We start from the raw sequence: 21,720 nt of genomic DNA, 5'->3' as shown, positions 1-21,720 counted from the left end.
AGACGTTGCCATATGACGCCTAACGCCTGAATTAAGCCGAGCCGCGAAGCGGCTTCGGCTTGAATGAATTGTTAGGCCGCAGCCAGTTGTGTGTGACTGCGGCCAACAGTGCGCCAACCAGCCACGCTATAAGTGCCTTGAACCCCAAGGGGAGCAGGCCCGCTATTGCCAAGGCAAAAGCAACTGCCACCGCAAACGAAAGGAATGCGGGAGTGGTCTTGGCCGGGAAGAGGCGAAGTGCGACAAGAAGAATGAGAAAGGCGACAAGTGAAGCGCCAAGGCCGAAGATCACGACGGCCTGCCACAGGCTGATCGAAAACCCATGCGGCATGGCAAGGGCACTTGTGTAGCCAATGGTGTAGATCGATGCGGCGTAAGTGAGAAGGCCGGACACTGTGCCAATTGCGACGCTCTTGAGAGATTGCTGCATCAAAGTCTCCTGCGGCCTAACTTGTTATATGCCGACAGCACTTGTCGGATAACACAGGAACTGTCGGATAACACGTACCGACCGGCATAAGTCAAGCCTTTGATTCACAAGGATTTTCTCCACGATAGCTTGGTCATTCACAAGCAATAAACTGAGGCCAAAACCGGACAGATGTTACGAATCGTCCCGCCGCATGATGCCCACGCGGGCAACCGCTGGCAAACGCAAGTAGGCAACCGCACCACACCCAGAGAGGGGCCGCGCACGGAAGCGCGGGGTCAGGTCTTTAATCTGAAGTCCCCACGTGCCCACCGCAGCCCCAAGCCCACCAGCCGCCGGGCTCCGAGGCGGGGGTCAGACCGGGCTCCCGCCCGGCATGACTGCCTTGCGATGCTCGCGCCGCGGGGCGGGCGCGAAACTCCCTTCGCTCGCCTGCGGCTCGCTGCGGTCAGGCAGCCGCGCCCAGTCAGTCGTTGACGCGCGCTGTCGCGCGCGCCCCGCGCCGCTGCGCCATGCCGCAAGCATGCAGCATTGCCTTCGCCAGGCACGGGAAAGCCCGCAGGGGCTTCCCCATGTCCGGGCCCAGTTCCTCAGCCCCGCCAAGTCGCCCGGCAACTGGCAGGCTTGCGTCTGCTCAACCACCGCCGCGGTTCTCGACGAAAACTCCAGCGCAGCGCTTGGCCCCGCGAGGCCCCACAGAAAACCTAGCAGTCAAGGCGGTTCGCGCGCCACACACTCCGGCGCATGCACTCCCTTATCCGCCATCTGCTCCTACTCTTCACCGCCGCCCTCGCCGCCTGCGCCACCCCCACGCCACCGCCCATGACCTTCTTCGTCACCAGCACCAGCACCAGCCCCGGCCGCGGCGGCGACCTGGGCGGCCTGGAAGGCGCCGATGCGCATTGCCAGGCCCTGGCCGCCCAGGCCGGCGCGGGGAACCAGACTTGGCGCGCCTACCTCAGCCAGCAGTCGATCCTCAAGAACTACAAAACCACCGAGCCCGCCATCAACGCCCGCGACCGCATCGGCCCCGGCCCCTGGCACAACGCCCGCGGCGAACTGATCGCCCGCAGCGTCGACGACCTGCACGGCCCCGCCAACAGCCTCACCCGCCAGACCGCCCTCACCGAACGCGGCGAGCCGGTGCCCGGCCGGGTGCACGACATCCTGACCGGCACCCGCCCGGACGGCTATGCCCCCTCGCCGCTGGACGCCGACATGAGCTGCCGCAACTGGCGCAGCAGCGCGGACAGCGCCGCGGAAGATGGTTCCAGCCACGGTGCCCTGGTCGGCCATCACGACCGCGTCAGCGCGATCGACGAGCCCTGGGCCAAATCCTGGAACTCGGCCCACCGCAGCCGCGGCTGCAGCGCCGCGAAACTGGCCGAGCTGGGCAGCGGCGGGCTGTTCTACTGCTTCGCGGCGCAGCCGAAACCCTAGACTGAATCGACATTCAGCCTAGTAAGCGCCGCCCAGCGCCGCCGCGCCGGCCGCCAGCCGCAGCGCCGTTTCGCGCGCCAGCGGCGTGCCCTCGCGCAGCTCCAAGGTCGCCATCGCGTGCTTGCCGCCCGGCCGCAGACGCGGCTCGATGTGGCGCAGCCGCTGCCCGCGCCAGAAGCCGAACAGCACGCGCTGCGGCTCGACACGGATCAGCAGTACCGGGCCACCGTCCCGGAAGTAGACCAGGTGCCCCCATTTCAGCCGCTCCTCCAGCCCCGGCGCCGCCTCGCGCACCACGGCGCGCAGCGCTTCGGCATAGACGCGCTGCCAACTGCCGCGCTCGTGCCAGGCGATGTACTCGTCCGGCGTGGTGGCCGGGGTCAGCACCATCTTCATCGGCGTTCTTGCCAAGTTCGACTCCTCGCGACAGAAAAGCCGCCGGTCGATGGTACGGTTGACGCCATGCGTATCGTCACCGCCCGGCCGCTGCTGCTATTGCTACTGATCCCGCTGCTGCAGGCCTGCAGCGCCGTGAAGCTGGCCTACAACCAGGCCGACACCCTCCTCTACTGGCGGCTGGACAGCTATGTGGATCTGACGGCCGAGCAGGCGCCGCGCGCGCGCGAGAGCCTGGCGCAGTTCATCGCATGGCACCGCCGCACGCAGCTGCCGCTCTATGCCGAGCAGCTGCAGCGCATCCGGCCCAGGCTGGCCGAGGCGATCACGCCGGAGCAGTCCTGCGCGCTGTTCGAGCAGCTGCGCGGCACGGTGGAGCCGCCGCTGGTGGACCCGGCCAACTGGCCGCTGCTCTGGCTGGCCGGCGACCTCAGCGCCGAGCAACTGCGCCACATCGAGCGCAAGCAGAAGATCACCGACGAGGAATGGCGGCAGGATTGGCTGGAGGGCACGCCCGAGCAGCGCCAGGACAAGCGCTTCGACAAGGCACTGGAGCGCGCCGAGACGCTGTACGGCAGCCTGGACGAAGCGCAGAAGAGCGCGCTGCGCGAGGGCCTGCTGGCCGCGGCCAGCTTCGACGCGGCGCGCAGCTATGCCGAGCGCCTGCGCCGCCAGCAGGAGCTGCGCCAGGCGCTGCGCCGCATCCACGACGAGAAGCTGGGCGCCGAGCCGGCACGCCAGCTGCTGCAACGCCATCTGGAGCGCGCGCTGAATCCGACCGATCCGGCCCAGCAGCGCTACCTCCAGGCCCTGATCCGCGAGGGCTGCGCCAGCTTCGCGCGCCTGCACAACGCCACCACGCCGGCCCAGCGCGAGCGCGCGCAGCGCACGCTGAAGGGCTGGGAGGATGATTTCCGGGCGCTGGCGGCGCAGCGCTGACGGGGCTGGGGCCGCGGCACCGGCCGAACGCCCCGGCTCGCGGCCGGGCAGCGTCGGGGAGTGGCGTGGATTGGGACCCGCCCGTCGGTGAAGTCCCCCGGGGGCGGCATCTGCGCTTCAACCCTGTCGGACCGCAGGCTCCTGCAGGAACTCGAGCGTGATGCCGTCGGGGCCGCGCACATAGGCCAGCTTGAGCCCGCGGCGCGGGCCGTCCTGCACCGTCTGCGGCTCGCCCAGTCGCAGCCAGCCATGCGCCTCGATGCGGCGCAGCAGCGCGTCGAGGTCCTCGACCATGAAGGCGATATGGGCGGCACCGAGCTCGTCGGAGCGCAGGCCCGGCCGGCGCCCGTTGCCCGGCGCGTGGTACTCGATCAGCTCGATCAGATGGCCGCCCGGGGCCTCGACCAGGGCCAGCGACAGCTCGGCGCCGGCAATGCCGACCAGCTGATCCAGGAAGGGGCCGGCGCCGAAGCGCTCGCGGTAGACCTGGGGGAAGCCCAGCACGCCGCTCCAGAAGGCGAGCGCCCGGTCCAGCGAGGAGACGACGAAGCCGCTGTGGTCGGCACGCCGGATGCCGACGGCCGGCGCCGCCGGCACTGCGAGGGCGGCGCCGGCGGCGCTGCTCATGCGCGGGTCTTGCCGACGAAGCCGCGCATCGGCTCGAGGAATTCGAGCCGGCGCGCCTCGCGCAGCAGGCGCTTCAGGGCCTGCTCATAGTCCTTGCGGTAGGGCAGCGCGAGATGGTGCTGGATGAAATGCTCGCGGCTGCAGGCCCAGGTCTCGTAGAGCACGAAGGTGTCGGGATCGTCCTGCGAGTGATGCAGGAAGGTGTTGACGAAATCGGGCTCCTGGGCCATCTGCTCCAGGATTGGGGTCAGCGAGGCCAGCAGTTCCTCGCGGAGCTCCGGCTTGGCCGGCAGATGGACGATGAAGGAAACGGTTTGACTCATGGGTATGACCTTGCTTGGATGCGATGCGGGTCGGGGATCTGAGCTCAGGCGGCCACGGCGGCCAGCGCGCGGCGGCCGGCGGCCAGCTGCAGCGCCACCTCGGCGACGCGTGCGCCCAGGTGCTGGGCGGTGCGCAGGTCGGCCGCGGGCGGCGCCACCTCGGCGCTGACGTCGGCATCGGACTGGGCCGCGGCGCCGATGAAGAAGCCATGGCGGTTCAGCGTGTCCTCGGTCGACTTGGAGTTGTTGTGGCCCGGGGGCAGGCCCAGGTTGACCCAGTGCATGCCATGCTGGGCCGCGAAGATCGAGATCTGCTGCAGCGTGGCCAGCTTGTCGCCGGAGCGCGAGGCCGCGTTGGTGAAGCCGGCGGCCAGCTTGTTGGCCCATTTGCCGCCCTTGGCGAAGACGTTGCGCGAGGTGGCGTCCATGAAGGCTTTGAACTGGGCCGAGGCGCTGCCCATATAGGTGGGGGCGCCGAAGATGATCGCGTCGACGCGCTCCAGGGCATCCCAATGCTGGTCGATCTCGTCGACGCTGATCAGCAGGCTGTCGACGCCGTCGACGCTGCCGGCGCCGAGGGCGACGAACTGGGCTTGCTTGGCGGTATGGCCGTAGCCGGAGTGATAGACGACGGCGACGCGGGCGGTGGTGCTGTTGCTCATGATGCGGGTTCCTTGCCGGTGATGGCGTTGGGGTTGCGATGAAGTAAATATGGGTGAACCGGCCCGCAAAGCCATTGCATGAACCCGATGCAGACGTGCGAAGTCATCGAACATCTATGTTCGAGCCGCGCTTGGCCGCCGCGCCATCACATCGCACTTGACGCCCCACCCGACTCGCGCCTAGCCTGGGTCCGGCCCATTCACCGTCCAGCCACCGCCCCGCCCCGTCACCGCCCGCATGGATCACGCCGACCCCGCCCATTTCCCGCATGTGCGCACCGTGCCGAGCATGGTGGTGAGCCTGGTGCATATCTGGCGGCTGTACGGCGTGCCGCAGTGATGAGCCCCATCCAACGGAGAACCCCATGACCTCCCAGACCTTCGATGCCCTGATCATTGGCGCCGGCCAGGCCGGCCCCGCGCTGGCGGGCCGGCTGACGGCCGCCGGCATGCGCGTGGCGCTGGTCGAGCGCAAGCATTTCGGCGGCACCTGCGTCAACACCGGCTGCATGCCGACCAAGGCCCTGGTGGCCAGCGCCTATGCGGCGCATCTGGCGCGGCGCGCCGCCGATTTCGGCGTGCGGCTCGGCGGCACGGTCGAGATCGACATGGCGCGGGTCAAGGCGCGCAAGGACAAGGTGACCCTGACGGCGCGCGGCAATATCGAGACCTGGCTGCAGGGCATGCAGGGCTGCAGCGTCTTCCGGGGCCATGCGCGCTTCGAGTCGCCCACCGAGCTGCGGGTGGGCGACGCGCTGCTCACGGCGCCGCGCATCTTCATCAATGTGGGCGGGCGCGCGCTGCGGCCGGCCGAGATGCCCGGCATCGATGCGGTGCGCACCCTGGACAACGTCTCGATGATGGAGCTGGACGAGCTGCCCCGCCATCTGGTGGTCGTCGGTGGCAGCTATATCGGACTGGAGTTCGCGCAGATGTACCGGCGCTTCGGCGCGCAGGTGACGGTGGTGGAGAAGTCGGCGCGCCTGCTCGGGCGCGAGGACGAAGACGTGGCGGACGCGATCCGCGCCATCCTGGAGGCCGAGGGCATCGCGCTGCGCCTGGGAGCCGAGTGCATCCGCTTCCGGCCCGAGGGCGACGCCATCGCGGTGGGCGTCGATTGCGCGCATGGTGCGCCGGAGGTGGTCGGCTCGCATGTGCTGCTGGCGATCGGGCGGCGCCCCAACACCGATGCGCTGGGCCTGGAGCGTGCCGGCGTGGCGCTGGACGAGCGCGGCTATATCCGCGTGGACGAGCAGTTGCAGACCAATGTACCGGGCATCTGGGCCCTGGGCGACTGCAATGGCCGCGGCGCCTTCACCCACACCGCCTACAACGACTTCGAGATCGTCGCGGCCAATCTGCTGGACGGTGCGCAGCCGCCGCGCCGCGTCGGCGAGCGGATCGACTGCTATGCGCTCTTCATCGACCCGCCGCTGGGCCGGGTGGGCCTCAGCGAGACGCAGGCCCTGAAGGCGGGCCACAAGATCCGCGTCGGCAAGCGGCCGATGAGCCGGGTGGGCCGGGCCGTCGAGAAGGGCGAGACCCAGGGTCTGATGAAGATGGTGGTGGACGCCGACAGCGGCGCCATCCTCGGCGCGGCCATCCTGGGTGTGGGCGGCGACGAGGCCATCCACAGCGTGCTGGACAGCATGGCCGCCGGCGCCGACGCGGCCGCGCTGGCGCGCACCATGCACATCCATCCGACGGTGGCGGAGCTGATCCCGACCGTCATCGGCCAGCTGCAGGCGGTGCCAGGCTAGGGCCTGTCCCCTTCCGCGGTGTCAGGCCCCTAGTTCGGAGTGGCCGGCCGGCCGCTTATCGACTTTGATACAGGGAGCGAGACGGCCGGTGGGCCGCCTCGCCACACCCCGCTCGCCTTGCCGTTCGGTATCCGGGGCCCCTGTTGCCGGACGGCGGATCGATGGATCGATCGATCGACGCCGGCGCTGCCGCCCTGCGCGCTCGCCGGCCAAATGCAAGGTGCAAGGTGGGCCCCATGACATTCCCTCGAATCCTGGCACGGCCCCTCGGGCTCGGCGCCCTACTGCTGCTGGCCGGGCTCTGGGCCGCTGCGCCGGCCCAGGCACAGAACGGCGGCGGCCTCTGGCCCTCGGCGGGCCAGAACCTGGCGAACACGCGCTCGCAGGACAGCGAAAGCAAGATCGGCGTCGGCAATGTCGGCGCGCTGAGCGTCAAATGGCTGTTCTCGACCGAGGGCGATGTGTCGGCCACGCCCGCCGTCGACGGCGCCCGGGTCTACTTCCCGGACTGGGCCGGCAACCTCTATGCGCTGGACCGCAAGACCGGCAAGCAGCTCTGGAAGGTCCGCATCCCGGTGGCCAGCGGCGTGCCCGGCGACAAGGCCCGCTCCACGCCGGTGATCAGCGACAACAAGCTGATCCTCGGCACCCAGGGCCCGTTCGGCGGCGGCGGCAAGTTGCTGGCCTTCGACAAGAGCAGCGGCGCGCTGCTCTGGGCCACCCAGCTCGAGACCCATCCGGCCGCCATCATCACCCAGTCGGCCACGGTGTTCGACGGCCGCGTCTATGTGGGCACCTCGTCGCAGGAGGAGGCGCTGGCGGCCCTGGTGCCCGGCTATGTCTGCTGCGCCTTCCGCGGCAGCCTGCTGGCGCTGAACGCCGACACCGGCGCCATCCTGTGGCGGACCTATATGGTGCCGCAGGGCTACAGCGGCGGCGCGATCTGGGGCAGCGCACCGGCGATCGATCCGAAGCGCGGGCAGGTCTACATCGCCACCGGCAACAACTACTCGATGCCGGCGCAGGACCTGGCCTGCGTGGCGCAGGCCGGCAGCGACAGCGATGCCGTGCGGGCCTGCATCCCGGCCGACAACCTGTTCGATTCGATCATCGCGCTCGACCTGAAGACCGGCGCCGTGCGCTGGGCCACCAAGGCCCTGCCCTACGACACCTGGACGGTCTCCTGCATCCCCTTCCTCGGCGACGGCACGAACTGCCCCGAACCCGCCGGTCCCGACTACGACTTCGGCCAGGCGCCGGCCCTCTTCACGGCCCTGTCCGCGGGCGGCGGCAGGCCGGTGCAGCTGCTCGGCGCGGGTCAGAAGAGCGGGCAGTACTGGGCGCTGGACCCCGATACCGGCGCGGTGAAGTGGGTCTCGCTGGCCGGCCCGGGCGGCACGGCCGGCGGCCTGCAATGGGGCTCCGCGGTCGACGGCCGGCGGGTCTACACCGCCAACGCCAACTCCAACCTCAAGCCCTGGACCCTGCCCGGCGGCGCGGTGGTCAGCAGCGGCATCTGGAGCGCGCTGGACGCCGTCACCGGCGCCCTGCTGTGGCAGGTCGCGCCGCCGCAGGGCGGGGCCGCCTCCGGGCCGGTGTCGGCCGCCAACGGCGTGCTGTTCGGCTGCACGCTCGACCCGGCCGGCCATATGTACGCGCTGAACGCGGCCACCGGCGCGGTGCTGTGGCAATACGCCAGCGGCGGCTCATGCCTGTCGGGAGCGGCCATCTCCAACGGCGAAATCTTCTGGGGCTCGGGCTACAGCAATTTCGGCTTCGGCACGCCCAACAACAAGCTCTACGCCTTCGAGATCCGCTGAGCCGGCGGGGCCGCCTCGGCCTTAGCCGCCCGCCGCCAGCGCCGCGTCCAGCCGGTCCAGCCAGGGCTGCGGCACCGCCTTGTTGCAGTACAGATAACGCCCCAGGCCGGGCGGTGCATCGGCGAAACGCAGCAGCTGGAACTGCTCGGCCGACAGCAGGGCCTGCGTGCCGCTGCCCAGCCAGACCTGGGCCTCCTCGGGCGCCAGCGGCATCCAGTCGGCACGACCGGCCTGCAGCATGCGGATCAGCGCGGGCATGTCGCCATTCCCGCTGACCAGCCCGCGGCTGGCGCTGCGCACCGCGATCAGCGCGTCCAGCTCGACGCCATAGGAGAAACCGGCCTTGACCAGCAGCTCGGCCGGCGCCTGCAGCACGGCCTCGCGCATGCTCATGCTCTCGCGCAGGGCGTTGCCGCGCCGCGCCAGCATGCCGATCGGCTGGTCGCGGTACAGCGGCAGCGCGCTGAAGCGGCCCTGCTGTTCGCGTTGCGGATTGCGGAACCAGCCGAGCCCGCAATCCGGGCCATGGCCCTGCTCGATCAGCAACAGCTGGCGCTGGCTGGGCGTCAGCGCCCAGGCCGGAGCCAGCCCGGCGCGGGCCAGCGTGCGCTTCAGCGGCTCGACCACCAGGCCATGCGGCTCGCCGCCCGCTCCATGCATGTAGTAGGGAGGACGCTGCTGGTAATGAATGGTCACGGGGATAGCCGCGGCCGGCGTCTGGGCTGCGCCCGGCCGGACGGCCAGCAGCAGCAGCAGCGCGGCAAGGACGCGCCGGCCTCGGGCCGGCGCCGGCTGGGGCGTCGTTCCGGACCGGCGGAAGGACGGGCGGGAGGGGTTGGCAGCGGCCGCGCCGCAGGCGCGACGCGGCCCGGGGGGCGGACACATGAGCCGATTGTCGCCAGAGCGCGGGGCCCGACGCGTAAGCGCTTGCACGGAGGCGGCCGTGCCAGCCTCACCCGCGGCTGGCGCCCTCCCTGTTGCGCGGCCGAGGCGCCACCGGGCGCCGGGCCTTGGCGGCGCCCGCAGCGTCATGGTGCTGCACCCAGTCCAGGAACTCGCGGTACCAGAGCCGCGAGTTGGCCGGCTTCAGCACCCAGTGGTGCTCGTCCGGGAACCACAGCAGCCGCGCCTCGATGCCGCGCGCCTTCAGCGTGTTGTAGTAGGCCAGACCGTTGCAGTCGGGCACGCGGTAGTCCTGCGCGCCGTGGATCACCAGGGTGGGCGTGCGCATCGCGCCGGCGAAGCTGGCCGGGCTCTGGGCCAGCACCTTCGGCAGGTCTTCCCAGTAGCGCGCGCCCAGGTCGCGCGGGCGCTCGTTGTAGGAGTCGGCGCTGAAGGTGGCGATGCGGTCGAACACGCCGGCATGGCAGACCTGGCTGCGATAGCGGCCGGCCGGCCCGCCCGGCAGATGGCCGTTCATCCAGGCCACCAGGAAGCCGCCATAGCTGCCGCCGGCGGCCGAGAGGCGGCGGGCATCGGCCCAGGGCTGGGCCAGCAGCCAGTCGCTGGCGGCCTCGATGTCCTGCAGCTCCAGCTCGCCCTGGCGGCCCATGATGCTGGCGCGGAACTCCTCGCCGAAGCCGCTGGAGCCGTGATAGTTGAGCTGGGCCACCACATGGCCGCGCGAGGCCAGCACATGGGCGTTCCAGCGATAGCTGAAGCTGTCGCCGGCGGCGCTGTGCGGTCCGCCATGGAGCACCTGCAGCAGCGCCTGCCGGCGGCGCGGCGAGAAGCCGACCGGCAAGGTCAGCCACAGCTGCACCGGGTCGCCCCGCGCGCCCGTGATCGTCAGTTCGCGCACCTCGCCCAGGCGGCGCCGCGCCAGCAGGGCGTCGTTGCAGCGGTCCAGGCGCCGCGGCGCCGCCCCGCCCCCACCGCGCAGCGCGTACAGGCGCAGCGGGTGGCGGGCGCTGTCGGCGGCGCTGACGATCAGATCGCCGGCGACATCGAAGCCCTGCACCCAGCCGCCCTGCTGCACGATGCGGCGCGTGCCCGCTTCGTCCAGCGCCTGACGCCATAGGTGGCAGCGGCCCTGCCACTGGGCCATGAAGAGCAGCGCGCCGCCGGCCCAGCGCAGCGGCGCCTCCACATGCAGATCGATCGAGCCAGCGGGTTCGGGCAGCAGGCGCCAGCGGGGCCTTGGCGTCCGGCCGAGCCCCTCGACCAGGGCCGGCTTGGCCAGCGCGGTGTGGCGCCGGCCGATCCGGGCCGCGGTCACGGCCAGGGCCGCGCCGTCGGGCCGGTAGGAGGGCGCGGCGATGTCCCAGGCCGGGTCGTCGATCAGGCCCCGCAACTGCTTGCGCCCCGTCAGCCCCAGTTCGGCCAGCGCCAGCCGATTGCCCTGCCGCGGCTCGGCGGCCGGGTCGTGGACAAAGGCGATGCGCCGGCCATCGGGGCTGACGTCGTAGGCGGCGTTGCCCAGATCCTCGCGCGGCAGTTCGAGTGGGCGGCCCGCGAAGAGGTCGCGGATGCGGCCGCTGTCCAGGTCCAGCAGCAGCAGGTGCAGCACGCGGCCCATCGGCAGATTGGCGTCCCAGTGGCGGTAGTAGGCCTCGCTGGTGACATAGCCGCTTTCCTCGCGCTCGCTCACCTCGCTCCGGTAGCGGCGCGCCTGGGCGGCCGCGCCCTTCAGCTCCGGCCAGACCCAGGCGGCGAAGACGATGCGGCGGCCGTCGGGCAGCCATTTGAAGGACTCGATGCCCGGCGCGAAATCGCTGGCGCGACGGGCTTCGCCGCCATCGGCCGGGATCAGGTAGAGCTGGCGCGTGGCGTCCTTGCTGCCTTCCTGCTCGCGGCGCGCCAGGAAGGCGATGCGGTCGCCGCGCGGCGACCAGGCGGGCTGACCGTCCTTGTCGCCGCAGCGGGTCAGCGGCCGGGGCGGCGCGGCCTCGTCGGGGCTGGTCGGAAACAGCCACAGGCGGCTGCTGCTGGTGTTGCGCTCCGGGTCGCCCTCGGTGATGGTGCAGACCAGCCGGCGACCATCGGGCGCCAGCGAGGGCGCGGTGCCCAGGCGCTCCAGGCGCCAGAGGTCATCGGCGCTCAGCGGCGCGCCGGGGGATGGGGTCGAGGAGCCGCTGTTGTTCTTGGCCATCGGGCATCAGTGTCGCATGGGCCTGTTTTATGTTTTTGCATAAATTAGCTTGCAATTAATTTGCGCGCAATTTAATATTCAAACCATCATGACACGCAACGCCACCCCCAGCCGCTCCGCAGACTTCCCGCTGCTGCTCGACCAGCAACTGTGCTTCGCGCTGTACTCGACCATGCTGGGCTTCAACAAGGTCTACCGCGAACTGCTGAAGGACCTGGGCCTGACCTATTCGCAATACCTGGTGATGCTGGTGCTGTGGGAGCGCGACGGCCTGACCGTCGGGGAGATCAGCGAGCATGTGTTCCTCGATTCCCCGACCATCACCCCGCTGCTCAAGCGCCTGCAGGCGACCGGCCTGATCGACCGGACCCGCTCGGCCGCCGACGAACGCCAGGTGCTGGTCACGCTGACCGACGCGGGCCGCGCGCTGCGCGCCAAGGCCGAGACCGTGCCGCAATGCGTCGCCGTCGCGACCGATATGCCGGACGACGAGATCCTGGCCCTGCGCGACCGGCTGCTGGCCCTGCGCGGCAAGATGTTCGGGCACGGCGCCGGCTGAACCGAGCGCCCCCATCCGAGTTTCCGACCCTCAGACGAAGCTGATCTCCGGCAAGACAAATCAAATAATTAGTACACGATCTTTTATCAAACAATTTCAACCATCCCCGTCCCGCACCAACCCCCACCCAGCCCTGAAGGAGCTCTCCATGAAAGCCTTTGCCAAGCAACTGATTGCCCTCTCCGCCCTGAGTCTGGCCGCCAGCGCCACCTTCGCCGCCGCCAACAATGCGCCGAACGCCGCGGCCAAGCCGGCCGTCGTCTCGGCCCAGCCCGCCGGCAGCTACGTGACGACCAAGGACGGCGTGCAGCTCTACTACAAGGACTGGGGCCCGCGCGATGGCCAGCCCGTCGTGTTCAGCCATGGCTGGCCTCTGAGCTCCGACAGCTGGGAGGCGCAGATGCTGTTCCTGGCCGACCAGGGCTACCGCGTGATCGCCCATGACCGCCGCGGCCACGGCCGCTCCAGCCAGCCCTGGGAAGGCAACGACATGGACCATTACGCCGACGATCTGGCCGCCGTGCTGGACGCGGTGGGCCTGAAGGGCAAGAAGGCCGTGCTGGTGGGCTTCTCCACCGGCGGCGGCGAGGTCGCCCGCTACATCGGCCGCCATGGCACGAGCAAGGTCGCCAAGGCCGTGCTGGTCTCCGCCGTGCCGCCGCTGATGGTCAAGACCGCCGCCAATCCGAACGGCGTGCCGATCGAGGTGTTCGACGGCATCCGCAAGGCCCAGATCGACAATCGCTCGCAGCTCTACAAGGACATCCCCAGCGGCCCCTTCTACGGCTTCAACCGTCCGGGCGCCAAGGTCTCCCAGGGCCTGATCGACAACTGGTGGCTGCAGGGCATGCAAGGCGGCCACAAGAACACCCTGGACTCGATCAAGGCCTTCTCCGAAACCGACTTCCGCGGCGACCTCGCCAGGTTCAACGTCCCCACCCTCGTCATCCACGGCAGCGATGACCAGATCGTGCCGATCGACATCTCCGGCAAGGCCTCCGCCAAGCTCGTCAAGGGCGCCGAGCTGATCATCTACGAGGGCGCCCCCCACGGCATCACCGACACGCACAAGGAGCGCCTGAACCAGGATCTGCTGAACTTCATCAAGAAGGCCAACTGAGCCCGATCGGGCATTCAGCCCGGCGTGCCGGCGACAATCTCGCCGGCCGCCGCCACCAGGACCCCGCGCAGCCAGCGCTGCGCGGGGTCCAGTTCGTGGCGGGCATGCCAGACATGGCCGATGTCGATGTCCGGCAACGCGAAGGGCGGCGCGCAGCTGACCAGTTCGTCGCGAAAGCCCATCGCCGGCACGAAGCTGGCCGGCAGCACCGTCAGCAGGCCGGACTGGTGCACCGTCAGGCCGGCGGTGAAATAGCTGTTGACCGTGATCGCCACCTCGCGCTGGCGGCCGATGCGGGCCAGCGCGTCATCGACGAAGCCGCGCGCGCGGCCGGCGAAGCTGACGCGCAGATGCAGCGCCGCGCAATAGGCGTCCAGGCTCAGCGCCTGCGGCGCGGCCAGCGGATGATCGCGCCGCATCACGCAGGTATAGGCCGTCGAATACATCGCGGCGCGGCGGAACAGGCTGGCCTCGCCCTCGGCCAGCAGCGCGGCCGGCAACTCGGGAAAGAAGCCCACCGCCACATCGGCCCGCCCCTGCTCGAGCATCTCGCGCGGGTCGCGCGTGGTCAGCGGCACGATGCGCAGGCCCAGATGCAGGCCCTGGCGCTGGAAGCGTCGCGCCAGCGCCGGCACGAACAGGGCCGCGGTGGCGTCGGCCATCGCGATCGTGAAGCTGATGCCGCGGGCATCGTGCGGGTCGAAGGACTGGGGCTCGAAGGCCTGCTGCAGATTGGCCAGCGCCGCGCGCACGATGGGCCACAGCGCCTCGGCATGGGCCGTGGGCACCACGCCGGAGGAGGTGGGGATGAACAGTTCCTCGTTGGTGGCCTCGCGCAGCCGGCGCAGCGCGTTGCTGACGGCCGGCTGGGTGATCGCCAGGCGGGCCGCGGCGCGGGTGACATGGCGCTCCACCATCACGACATCGAAGACCCGCAACAGGTTCAGGTCCAGGCTGCGGAAATTGACCGGGCGGGGTGTGCTCATGCGCCGATGCTAGCCAATTCCATCACCGGTCATTCGCCGCAGTGATGGCCGGATTCCGGAATGCAATTGGATAAGTCTACGTAGAAACCGCAATATTCAGCCATCGGGAACGTCGGTCGACGCTCCCGGCAAGCCAGAACCAAAGGGAAACCGCCATGTCTACCGCCAGCATCAAGCTCCCGCTCCATGTCATGCCCTCCGACGCCGTCCGCGTCGACGCCGCGCAGCGCTCGGGCGAACGCATGATTGCCGCCGGATCGGCGCTGGGCCGTGGCCTGTGGCAATTCCTGAGCGTGATCGGCGAAAGCCGCGGCCGCAGCGCGCTGCGCGAGCTGGCCGAGCGCTCCGAGCCGACCCGCCCCGAGCTGGCCGCGTCGCTGCGCCAAGCCGCCCGCCGCAGCTGGATGGACTGAGCCGGGACCGAGGATCGTGCCCGCGCACGATCCGACGCCCGGTGAAGGCCAAGCCATGTCCCGCATGGTTTGGCTGAACGAGGACCGAGGTCAGCCCCTGCGGGCCGACCGACGCCTCGTGAAGGCCAGGCCGCTTGCAAGCGGCTTGGCTGAGCCAGGACCGAAGCCCGCCCCAGGCGGGCTTTTCCATTTCCCGCGCCGCTCAATGCAGCGCCGACAGGAACTGCTTGAGCTCCGGCGTCTGCGGATCGCCGAAGATCTGCTCCGGCGGGCCCATCTCGTGGATGCGGCCGGCATGCATGAAGACCACGCGGTCGCTGACCTTGCGTGCGAAGCCCATCTCGTGCGTGACCATCATCAGGGTCATGCCCTCCTCGGCCAGGCTCTCGACCACCCGCAGCACCTCGCCCACCAGTTCGGGATCGAGCGCCGAGGTGATCTCGTCGCACAAGAGGATGCTGGGCTCCATCGCCAGCGCGCGGGCGATCGCGACGCGCTGCTGCTGGCCGCCGGACAGCTGATCCGGAAAGGCCTCGAACTTCTCGGCTAGGCCGACGCGCGCCAGCAGCTTCCTGGCCTGCTGCTCGCAGACCGTCTGGCCCTGCTTCTTCACCAGGCCCGGCGCCAGCATCACATTGCGCCCCACGCTGAGGTGCGGGAACAGGTTGAAGTTCTGGAAGATCATGCCCACGCGCTGGCGCAGTTCGCGCATCGCGCGTGCGTCGTCGTGCTTCAGCGGCAGGCCCTGCACCAGCAGCTCGCCCTGCTGGAAGGTCTCGAGTCCGTTGACGCAGCGCAAGAGCGTGCTCTTGCCCGAGCCGCTCTTGCCGATGATGACGATCACCTCGCCGGGCGCGACCTCCAGGTCGATGCCCTTGAGCACCTCGTTGGGGCCGTAGGACTTGCGCAGCGCGCGGATGCTGGCGGCGGTTTCAGTGTTGGACATGCAGCTTCCTCTCCAGCAAGCGCGCGTAGAAGCTCACCGGGAAACACAGGACGAAATACATCGCGGCCACGCAGGCGTAGACCAGGAAGGGCTTGAAGGTGGCGTTGGTGATCATGGTGCCGGCCTTGGTCAGCTCGACGAAGCCGATCACCGAGGCCAGCGCCGTACCCTTGATCACCTGCACCAGGAAGCCGACCGTCGGCGCGATCGCCAGGCGGCCGGCCTGCGGCAGGATGATGTGGCGCAGCTGCTCGCCGAAGTTCAGCGCCAGGCTCTGCGCGGCTTCCCATTGGCCCTTGGGCACGGCGCGCACGCAACCCTGCCAGATCTCGGTCAGATAGGCGCTGGCGTAGAGCGTCAGCGCCAGCGCGGCCGCGGTCCAGGCCGAGGTCTCGAAGCCCAGCAGCGCCATGCCGAAATAGGCCAGGAACAGCTGCATCAGCAGCGGCGTGCCCTGGAACAGCTGCACATAGCCGGCCACGAAACCCTGCACCCCCGGCCAGCGCGCGGTGCGCGCCACCAGCAGCGCGAGGCCCACCAGGCCGCCGCCGACAAAGGCGATCAGCGACAGCACGACGGTCCAGCGCGCCGCCATCAGGAGGTTGCGGACGATGTCCCAGAGGCTGAACTCAACCATGGCTGCGCCGCCCTCCGAAAAGAAAACGCGGCCCCAGCCAGTTCAGCAGCGCGCGCACGCCGACGGCCAGCAGCAGGTAGACCCCGGTGGCGACGATAAAGGCCTCGAAGGCGCGGAAGTTGCGGCTCTGGATCAGGTTGGCCGCGTAGCTGAGCTCCTCGGTGGAGATCTGGCCGCACACCGCCGAACCCAGCATCACGATGATGATCTGGCTGACCAGCGCCGGCCAGACGCGCTTCAGCGCCGGCGGCAGCAGCACCTTCAGGAATGTCTGCGCCTTGCTCAGCGCCAGGCTCAGCGCCGCCTCCACCTGGCCGCGCGGCGTGGCCGCGATGCCGGCGCGCACGATTTCACCGGCATAGGCGCCCAGGTTCAGCACCATCGCGATGATCGAGGCCGCCTCGGGCGAGAGCTTCACGCCCAGGGCCGGCAGGCCGAAGAAGATGAAGAACAGTTGCACGATGAAGGGCGTGTTGCGGATGCCCTCCACATAGGCGGCCGCGAGCCAGGCGAGCCAGGCCGGGCCTTGGCTGCGCGCCCAGGCGCAGGCCACACCGAGGCCCACGCCCAGCACCGCGGCGATGGCCGTCAGCCCGAGGGTCCAGACCACGCCCTTGACGAGCAGCGGCCATTCGGCCAGCACGGCCGCAAAGTCGAACAGCATCATCGTCCGCGCGCGCTTACAGCGGCAGCTCGCCGGCGCCGCGGCCCAGCCACTTCTTGGCCATCGCCTCGATCGTGCCGTCCTTCTTGGCCGCCGCGATGATCTCGTTGACCTTGGCCAGCAGCGCGGCCTCGCCCTTGGCCACGCCGATGAAGCAGGGGCTGTCCTTCAGCAGCAGCTTGTACTCGGCGCTGATCTGCGGATTCTTCTGGATGATGGTGGCGGCCACCGCGGCGCTGGTGGCCACCAGCTGGGTCTGGCCGGAGACGAAGGCCGAGATGGTGGCGTTGTTGTCCTCGAAACGGCGCACCTGCAGGTCGGCGGGCGCCACCTTGGCCAGTTCCTGGTCCTCCATCGCGCCGCGGGTCACGGCCACGGTCTTGCCGGACAGATCGCCCCAGGCCTTGATGGCCATGCTCTTGGGGCCGAACACGGCCTGATAGAACGGCGCGTAGGCGGCCGTGAAGTCGATCACCTTCTCGCGCTCGGGGTTCTTGCCCAGGGTGGAGATCACCAGATCGGCCTTCCTGGTCTGCAGATAGGGGATGCGGTTGGCGCTCGACACCGGCACCAGCTCGACCTTGACGCCCAGCTTGGCGGCGATCAGCTTGGCCATCTCGATGTCCAGGCCCTGGGGCTGCAGATCGGTGCCGACATAGCCGTAGGGCGGATAGTCGGTGGGCACGGCGATATTGATCTGCTTCTTGGCCAGGATGGTGTCCAGCGCGGTCTGCGCCTGGGCACCCAGCGAGGCGAGGCCCAGGGCGGTGAGGGACAGGAGGGCGGCGAGATGGCGGCGTTGCATGAGGAATCTCCGGATCGGAACGGGTCGGGCGGTCGGCCCCGGGACCGCCAGCGCTTCATCGCGGTGCATTCCCGGGGTGTTCGCATTCGAAACGGGCGCACCGCACAAAGATCGTGCCGGCCCTGCCCGCTTTTCTTGCATGCAGGCCTTTTTGCAAGAGCCATGCCACCGTTGCCGATTTTTGAATGCTGCGCTCAATGGGCGCCTACCCCGCATGCGGCGCCAGGCCTCAGACTGGGAAGCAAGCAAGGCTGAAGGACGCATCACCATGGCTCAGACCCGACTCCCCACCTACTTCCTGTCGCACGGCGGCGGCCCCTGGCCCTATATGGACGGCCCCTTCCGCGCGAACTTCCACGCATTGGAGGCCTCGCTGAAGCGCATCCCGCAGGAACTGGGCGGCAAGCCGCGCGCGGTGCTGATGGTCTCGGGCCATTGGGAGGCGCCGCGCTTCGAGGTGATGGCCGCCGAGCATCCGCCGATGGTCTACGACTACGGCGGCTTTCCGCCCCACACCTATCAGATCCAGTACCCGGCGCCAGGCGACCCGGTGCTGGCCGCGCAGGTTCGGGGCATGATCGAGGCCGCCGGCCTGCCCAGCGCGCTGAACGCCGAACAGGGTTTCGACCATGGCGCCTTCACGACCATGTTCCCGATGTACCCGGAGGCCGACGTGCCGATGCTGCAGCTCTCGCTGCAGCAGGGTTACGACCCCGCCACGCACCTGGCGCTGGGCCGCGCGCTGGCGCCGCTGCGCGACCAGGGCGTGCTGATCGTCGGCAGCGGGCTGAGCTATCACAATCTGCGCGCCTTCGGCCCGGCGGCCAAGATGGCCTCCGGGCAGTTCGACGCCTGGCTGCAGCAGGCCCTGACGCAGGCGACGCCGGCCGAGCGCAGCGCCCTGCTTGCGCAATGGAGCGAAGCCCCGGCGGCACGCCAGGCCCATCCGCGCGAGGACCATCTGCTGCCCTTGATGGTGGCGGTGGGCGCCGCCGAGGCCGAGGCCGGCGCGCTGATCTACCACGAGGACGCCTTCATGGGCGGCGTCACGGCCTCGAGCTTTCGCTTCGGCGACGTCCGCTGACGCTCAGACCAGGCGGCGCCGCATGAACCGCGCTTGTTCGCCGAAGCTGGTCAGCTTGGCCGCCAGCCGCGCGGGCAACGCGCCGAGCGTCGCGAAACCGCGGCGCTGCCAGTAGGGCTCGGAGCCCTGCACCGCCACCAGGGCCAGCTCGGCCAGGCCCAGCACGCCGGCGCGCTGCTCCGCCTGCGCCAGCAGCCGGCCGGCCAGGCCCAGCGCGCGCGCCTCGGGCGCCACCGCCATGTCGTGCAGATAGAGCAGGCGCGGCCGCGCCGGCGGCGCCCAGTGCGGCGCATTCAGCGCCGGCAGGCTCTCCAAGCAGGCTGGCATACTCAGCAGATAGGCCAGCGGCATGCTGCCGCGCCAGGCCATCCAGCAGGTCTCGAAGGCCGCGGCCGCCGTCAGCTTGGAGCCAAAGGCCGCGGCGCCCTCCAGGAACTGCGGCTCGTAGCACCGGGCCTGCAGGGCCAGCACGGCCGGCACATCGGCAGCGCGCAGCGGCTCGAGCGTCACATCAGGACACATAGGGCGCCAGCAGCCGCGCGCCCAGCGGCGTGAAGATCAGCACAAAGCCCAGCACGTTGAGGATCACCGTCAGCCAGAACAGGCGACGGAACTCCGGCTTGGTCGACTTGTGGTGCAGCAGCTGCTGGGCCAGCAGCGCGCCGGGCCAGCCGCAGGCCAGGGCCAGCCCGTGCAGGGTGGTTTCGGAAACACGCCACTGGTTCAGGCGTGCTGCGCGCTTGTCGCCGGCATAGACGATGAAGCTGGCCAGGCTCATCGCCAGATAGCAGCCCCACAACCAGTGCGGCAGGCCGAAGGCCAGATGCGTGAGCAGCACCAGCAGCGCAAAACCCGGGATCAGCCAGAGGCTGGCGCCCCGCAGGGCCTCGCGGCGCGTCGCGGCCGGCGGCGCGGCGGCGGCCGGCCGCGGTTCCAGGCTCTGCACCCCGAGTGCCCGCGCCTTGCCCTGGGCGTCGCTGCCCGGCAGGTAGGACAGGCGTTCACCGACGAAGGGTCGGTTCGGCCGCAGGCCGAAGGCCTTGATGTGGACGAAGAGCTTGGGCCCGCCCGCGTCGGGGGCGATGAAGCCGTAGCCCTTGGTGTCATCCCACTGGATCAGTTTTCCTTGCTGTCTCATCGTCGTCGAGCGTCATGCGGCGAGCACTGTGCCACAAGAAAAAAGGCCCGCTTGCGCGGGCCTTGTTGTGCTCACAGCCGGGTGCGATCAGCGGCCGAAACCGCTGCGGCGCGGGCCGCCGGCGGGCGGACCGTTGCGCTTGGCGCCTGGGCCGGCGGGGCCGCGACGCTCGCCGCCGAAGCCGCGGCTCTCGCCACCGCCGAAGTTGCCGCCATCACGGTGGCCGCCGAAGGAAGGCTTGCCGCCAAAACCGGGCTTGCCGCCGAAGGAAGGCTTACCGCCACCGAAGCCGGGCTTGTCGCCATAGGAGGGACGGTCGCCGCGCGGAGCAAAGCCCTTGTTCTCGAAGCCGCGCTCGCCGCCGCTGCGGTCGAAGGGCTTGCGGTCGCCGAAGTCGCGGCGCGGCTCGAAGCCCTCGCCGCCACGCGGTGCGAAGTCGCGCTGGCCGCCCTGCTGGCCCACGTCACGGCCGAAGGCCTTGCCGCCACCGCCGTGGAAGGGCTTGTTGCCGGCATAGCCGCCGCCTTGGCCACCTTCACGCTGGAAGGGCTTGCTGCCGAAGCGCTTGTCGCCCTTGGGCGCGAAGCCCGGACGGCGGTCATCAAACCGGCCGCGCTCGCCAAAACCTTCATTGCCCTGGCGCGGCGGGAAGATGCGCGGCTCCTGGGTCTTGGGCTCCAGGCCGGCGATCTGCGCCACCGGGATCTGCTGGGTCGTGAACTGCTGGATGCGGCGGATCATCGACACATCGTCGCGCACGGCCAGGGTCACGGCCAGGCCTTCGCGGCCGGCACGGCCGGTGCGGCCGATGCGGTGCACATAGTCCTCGGCCTTCATCGGCAGGCCGTAGTTGATCACGTGGGTGATGGTCGGCACGTCGATGCCGCGCGCGGCGACGTCGGTGGCCACCAGCACGCGCAGCTCGCGACGGCGCAGCGCCATCAAGGTGCGGTTGCGGCGGCCCTGCGGCATGCCGCCGTGCAGCGGGGCGACGGCGTGGCCGATCTCCTGCAGGCGCTCGGCCAGCCAGTCGGCATCGCGCTGCGTGGAGGTGAACACCACGGCCTGGTCCAGATCGCGCTCGGCCAGGATGGACTCCAGCAACTGGTCCTTGTGGTTGTTGTTGTCGGCCCAGTGCAGGCGCTGGGTGATGTTCTCGTGCGTGTCGGTGTGCGAGGCCACATCGATGCGCAGCGGGTCGTTCAGCAGGTCATGCGCCAGGCGGCCCACATGGCCGGCGAAGGTGGCGCTGTACATCACGGTCTGGCGCGTGGCCGGGGTGGCCTCGGCCACCGTCTTGATGTCGTCGATGAAGCCCATGTCCAGCATGCGGTCGGCCTCGTCCAGCACCAGCATCTCGACGTTGTCCAGCACGCACTTGCCCGACTGCAGATGGTCCAGCAGGCGGCCGGGGGTGGCGATCAGGATGTCCAGCGGACCGCTCAGCTGGCGGATCTGCAGCGCATAGGGCATGCCGCCCAGCACGGTGGCGACCTTCAGGCCCTGCACATGGCGGCCGTAGGTCTGCGCGGCCTTGGAAACCTGCATCGCCAGCTCGCGGGTCGGCGCCAGCACCAGCACCTTGGGGCCGTAGATCTTGCCCTTCTCGCGCTTCTGGAAGCCGTTGCCGTTGTCACCGCGCGCGGCCAGGATCTTGTGCAGCGCCGGCAGGATGAAGGAGGCGGTCTTGCCCGAGCCGGTGCGCGAGCTGACCATCAGGTCCTGGCCCTGCAGCGCCGGCGGGATCGCCTCGGTCTGGACCTCGGTGGCGTTCTCGTAGCCGGAATCCTTGACGGCGCGCAGCAGGGCTTCATGCAGGCCCAGATTTTCGAAACTCATTGTCTTTTCTTTCAACAAAGCCGTACCCTGCCCCGCTTGTG

Annotated in this window: 23 protein-coding genes; 8 read left to right on the top strand and 15 right to left on the bottom strand. The window is 69.8% G+C overall.

The window, feature by feature from the left end; genetic code table 11:
• Positions 1 to 31: 31 nt before the first annotated feature.
• Entirely contained in the window at positions 32 to 430 is a 399-nt protein-coding gene (locus AC07OQ_RS23105; protein ID WP_495055491.1) for a hypothetical protein, read from the bottom strand.
• A 744-nt stretch (positions 431 to 1,174) separates the two neighbouring features.
• On the opposite strand from AC07OQ_RS23105, the gene AC07OQ_RS23100 reads away from it, so the two are divergent.
• A complete protein-coding gene (locus AC07OQ_RS23100) occupies positions 1,175 to 1,870 on the top strand; it encodes a hypothetical protein (protein WP_495055490.1) in 696 nt (231 codons plus the stop codon).
• Between the two features lie 18 nt (positions 1,871 to 1,888).
• Here AC07OQ_RS23100 and AC07OQ_RS23095 read toward each other — a convergent pair whose 3' ends face one another.
• Complete coding sequence (locus tag AC07OQ_RS23095) at positions 1,889 to 2,281, bottom strand: DUF1801 domain-containing protein (RefSeq protein ID WP_495055489.1); 393 nt, start codon at positions 2,279 to 2,281, stop codon at positions 1,889 to 1,891.
• Positions 2,282 to 2,332: 51 nt separating this feature from the next.
• On the opposite strand from AC07OQ_RS23095, the gene AC07OQ_RS23090 reads away from it, so the two are divergent.
• Positions 2,333 to 3,205, top strand: coding sequence for a DUF6279 family lipoprotein (locus AC07OQ_RS23090; RefSeq protein WP_495055488.1), 873 nt, complete (start codon positions 2,333 to 2,335; stop codon positions 3,203 to 3,205).
• Positions 3,206 to 3,322: 117 nt separating this feature from the next.
• Here the strand turns inward: AC07OQ_RS23090 and AC07OQ_RS23085 are convergent, their stop codons facing one another.
• From AC07OQ_RS23085 to AC07OQ_RS23075, 3 genes are read right to left on the bottom strand one after another with little or no spacing between them, the layout of a single operon-like run.
• Entirely contained in the window at positions 3,323 to 3,832 is a 510-nt protein-coding gene (locus tag AC07OQ_RS23085; RefSeq protein ID WP_495055487.1) for a VOC family protein, read from the bottom strand.
• Positions 3,829 to 4,155 (bottom strand): putative quinol monooxygenase, encoded by a 327-nt coding sequence (locus AC07OQ_RS23080; protein WP_495055486.1) that lies wholly within the window; start codon positions 4,153 to 4,155, stop codon positions 3,829 to 3,831. Before AC07OQ_RS23080 ends, AC07OQ_RS23085 begins: the two co-directional genes overlap by 4 nt.
• Before the next feature lie 44 nt (positions 4,156 to 4,199).
• Complete coding sequence (locus AC07OQ_RS23075; protein ID WP_495055485.1) at positions 4,200 to 4,817, bottom strand: flavodoxin family protein; 618 nt, start codon at positions 4,815 to 4,817, stop codon at positions 4,200 to 4,202.
• 365 nt (positions 4,818 to 5,182) lie between these two features.
• On the opposite strand from AC07OQ_RS23075, the gene AC07OQ_RS23070 reads away from it, so the two are divergent.
• Positions 5,183 to 6,577: an FAD-containing oxidoreductase gene (locus AC07OQ_RS23070; RefSeq protein ID WP_495055484.1), complete on the top strand. Its 1,395-nt coding sequence runs from the start codon at positions 5,183 to 5,185 to the stop codon at positions 6,575 to 6,577.
• A gap of 236 nt (positions 6,578 to 6,813) precedes the next feature.
• The gene (locus tag AC07OQ_RS23065; RefSeq protein WP_495055483.1) at positions 6,814 to 8,397 is read left to right on the top strand and encodes an outer membrane protein assembly factor BamB family protein; all 1,584 of its coding nucleotides are present in this window, start codon (positions 6,814 to 6,816) and stop codon (positions 8,395 to 8,397) included.
• A gap of 21 nt (positions 8,398 to 8,418) precedes the next feature.
• Here the strand turns inward: AC07OQ_RS23065 and AC07OQ_RS23060 are convergent, their stop codons facing one another.
• A complete protein-coding gene (locus AC07OQ_RS23060) occupies positions 8,419 to 9,282 on the bottom strand; it encodes a hypothetical protein (RefSeq protein WP_495055482.1) in 864 nt (287 codons plus the stop codon).
• 67 nt (positions 9,283 to 9,349) lie between these two features.
• Entirely contained in the window at positions 9,350 to 11,488 is a 2,139-nt protein-coding gene (locus tag AC07OQ_RS23055; RefSeq protein ID WP_495055481.1) for a dipeptidyl-peptidase 5, read from the bottom strand.
• Positions 11,489 to 11,576: 88 nt separating this feature from the next.
• On the opposite strand from AC07OQ_RS23055, the gene AC07OQ_RS23050 reads away from it, so the two are divergent.
• Complete coding sequence (locus AC07OQ_RS23050; protein WP_495055480.1) at positions 11,577 to 12,047, top strand: MarR family winged helix-turn-helix transcriptional regulator; 471 nt, start codon at positions 11,577 to 11,579, stop codon at positions 12,045 to 12,047.
• Between the two features lie 148 nt (positions 12,048 to 12,195).
• Positions 12,196 to 13,167 carry an alpha/beta fold hydrolase gene (locus tag AC07OQ_RS23045; RefSeq protein WP_495055479.1) on the top strand — a complete coding sequence of 324 codons (972 nt, stop codon included), beginning with the start codon at positions 12,196 to 12,198 and terminating at the stop codon, positions 13,165 to 13,167.
• Between the two features lie 14 nt (positions 13,168 to 13,181).
• Here AC07OQ_RS23045 and AC07OQ_RS23040 read toward each other — a convergent pair whose 3' ends face one another.
• Entirely contained in the window at positions 13,182 to 14,153 is a 972-nt protein-coding gene (locus tag AC07OQ_RS23040) for a LysR family transcriptional regulator (protein ID WP_495055478.1), read from the bottom strand.
• Positions 14,154 to 14,308: 155 nt separating this feature from the next.
• On the opposite strand from AC07OQ_RS23040, the gene AC07OQ_RS23035 reads away from it, so the two are divergent.
• A complete protein-coding gene (locus AC07OQ_RS23035; RefSeq protein ID WP_495055477.1) occupies positions 14,309 to 14,566 on the top strand; it encodes a hypothetical protein in 258 nt (85 codons plus the stop codon).
• A 202-nt stretch (positions 14,567 to 14,768) separates the two neighbouring features.
• Here the strand turns inward: AC07OQ_RS23035 and AC07OQ_RS23030 are convergent, their stop codons facing one another.
• Genes AC07OQ_RS23030 through AC07OQ_RS23015 form a run of 4 tightly spaced genes read right to left on the bottom strand, consistent with a single transcriptional unit; the run spans position 14,769 to position 17,618 of the window.
• A complete protein-coding gene (locus AC07OQ_RS23030; RefSeq protein ID WP_495055476.1) occupies positions 14,769 to 15,512 on the bottom strand; it encodes an amino acid ABC transporter ATP-binding protein in 744 nt (247 codons plus the stop codon).
• Positions 15,499 to 16,149: an amino acid ABC transporter permease gene (locus AC07OQ_RS23025; RefSeq protein WP_495055475.1), complete on the bottom strand. Its 651-nt coding sequence runs from the start codon at positions 16,147 to 16,149 to the stop codon at positions 15,499 to 15,501. The genes AC07OQ_RS23030 and AC07OQ_RS23025 overlap by 14 nt, the downstream gene beginning before the upstream one ends.
• Positions 16,142 to 16,816: an amino acid ABC transporter permease gene (locus AC07OQ_RS23020; protein ID WP_495055474.1), complete on the bottom strand. Its 675-nt coding sequence runs from the start codon at positions 16,814 to 16,816 to the stop codon at positions 16,142 to 16,144. The genes AC07OQ_RS23025 and AC07OQ_RS23020 overlap by 8 nt, the downstream gene beginning before the upstream one ends.
• 13 nt (positions 16,817 to 16,829) lie before the next feature.
• Positions 16,830 to 17,618 (bottom strand): transporter substrate-binding domain-containing protein, encoded by a 789-nt coding sequence (locus AC07OQ_RS23015; protein WP_495055473.1) that lies wholly within the window; start codon positions 17,616 to 17,618, stop codon positions 16,830 to 16,832.
• A gap of 268 nt (positions 17,619 to 17,886) precedes the next feature.
• Between AC07OQ_RS23015 and AC07OQ_RS23010 the strand changes: the two genes are divergently transcribed.
• The gene (locus AC07OQ_RS23010; protein ID WP_495055472.1) at positions 17,887 to 18,702 is read left to right on the top strand and encodes a DODA-type extradiol aromatic ring-opening family dioxygenase; all 816 of its coding nucleotides are present in this window, start codon (positions 17,887 to 17,889) and stop codon (positions 18,700 to 18,702) included.
• Between the two features lie 3 nt (positions 18,703 to 18,705).
• Here AC07OQ_RS23010 and AC07OQ_RS23005 read toward each other — a convergent pair whose 3' ends face one another.
• The 3 genes from AC07OQ_RS23005 to AC07OQ_RS22995 form a co-directional block, all read right to left on the bottom strand.
• Positions 18,706 to 19,212 carry a GNAT family N-acetyltransferase gene (locus tag AC07OQ_RS23005; RefSeq protein WP_495055471.1) on the bottom strand — a complete coding sequence of 169 codons (507 nt, stop codon included), beginning with the start codon at positions 19,210 to 19,212 and terminating at the stop codon, positions 18,706 to 18,708.
• Between the two features lies 1 nt (position 19,213).
• A complete protein-coding gene (locus tag AC07OQ_RS23000; RefSeq protein WP_495055470.1) occupies positions 19,214 to 19,840 on the bottom strand; it encodes a DUF1294 domain-containing protein in 627 nt (208 codons plus the stop codon).
• Between the two features lie 87 nt (positions 19,841 to 19,927).
• Complete coding sequence (locus AC07OQ_RS22995; protein WP_495055469.1) at positions 19,928 to 21,679, bottom strand: DEAD/DEAH box helicase; 1,752 nt, start codon at positions 21,677 to 21,679, stop codon at positions 19,928 to 19,930.
• Between the last annotated feature and the right edge of the window lie 41 nt (positions 21,680 to 21,720).

The organism is Roseateles sp. GW821-FHT09B06 (assembly GCF_059418245.1).
This window is presented reverse-complemented; position numbering and strand designations above follow the sequence as displayed.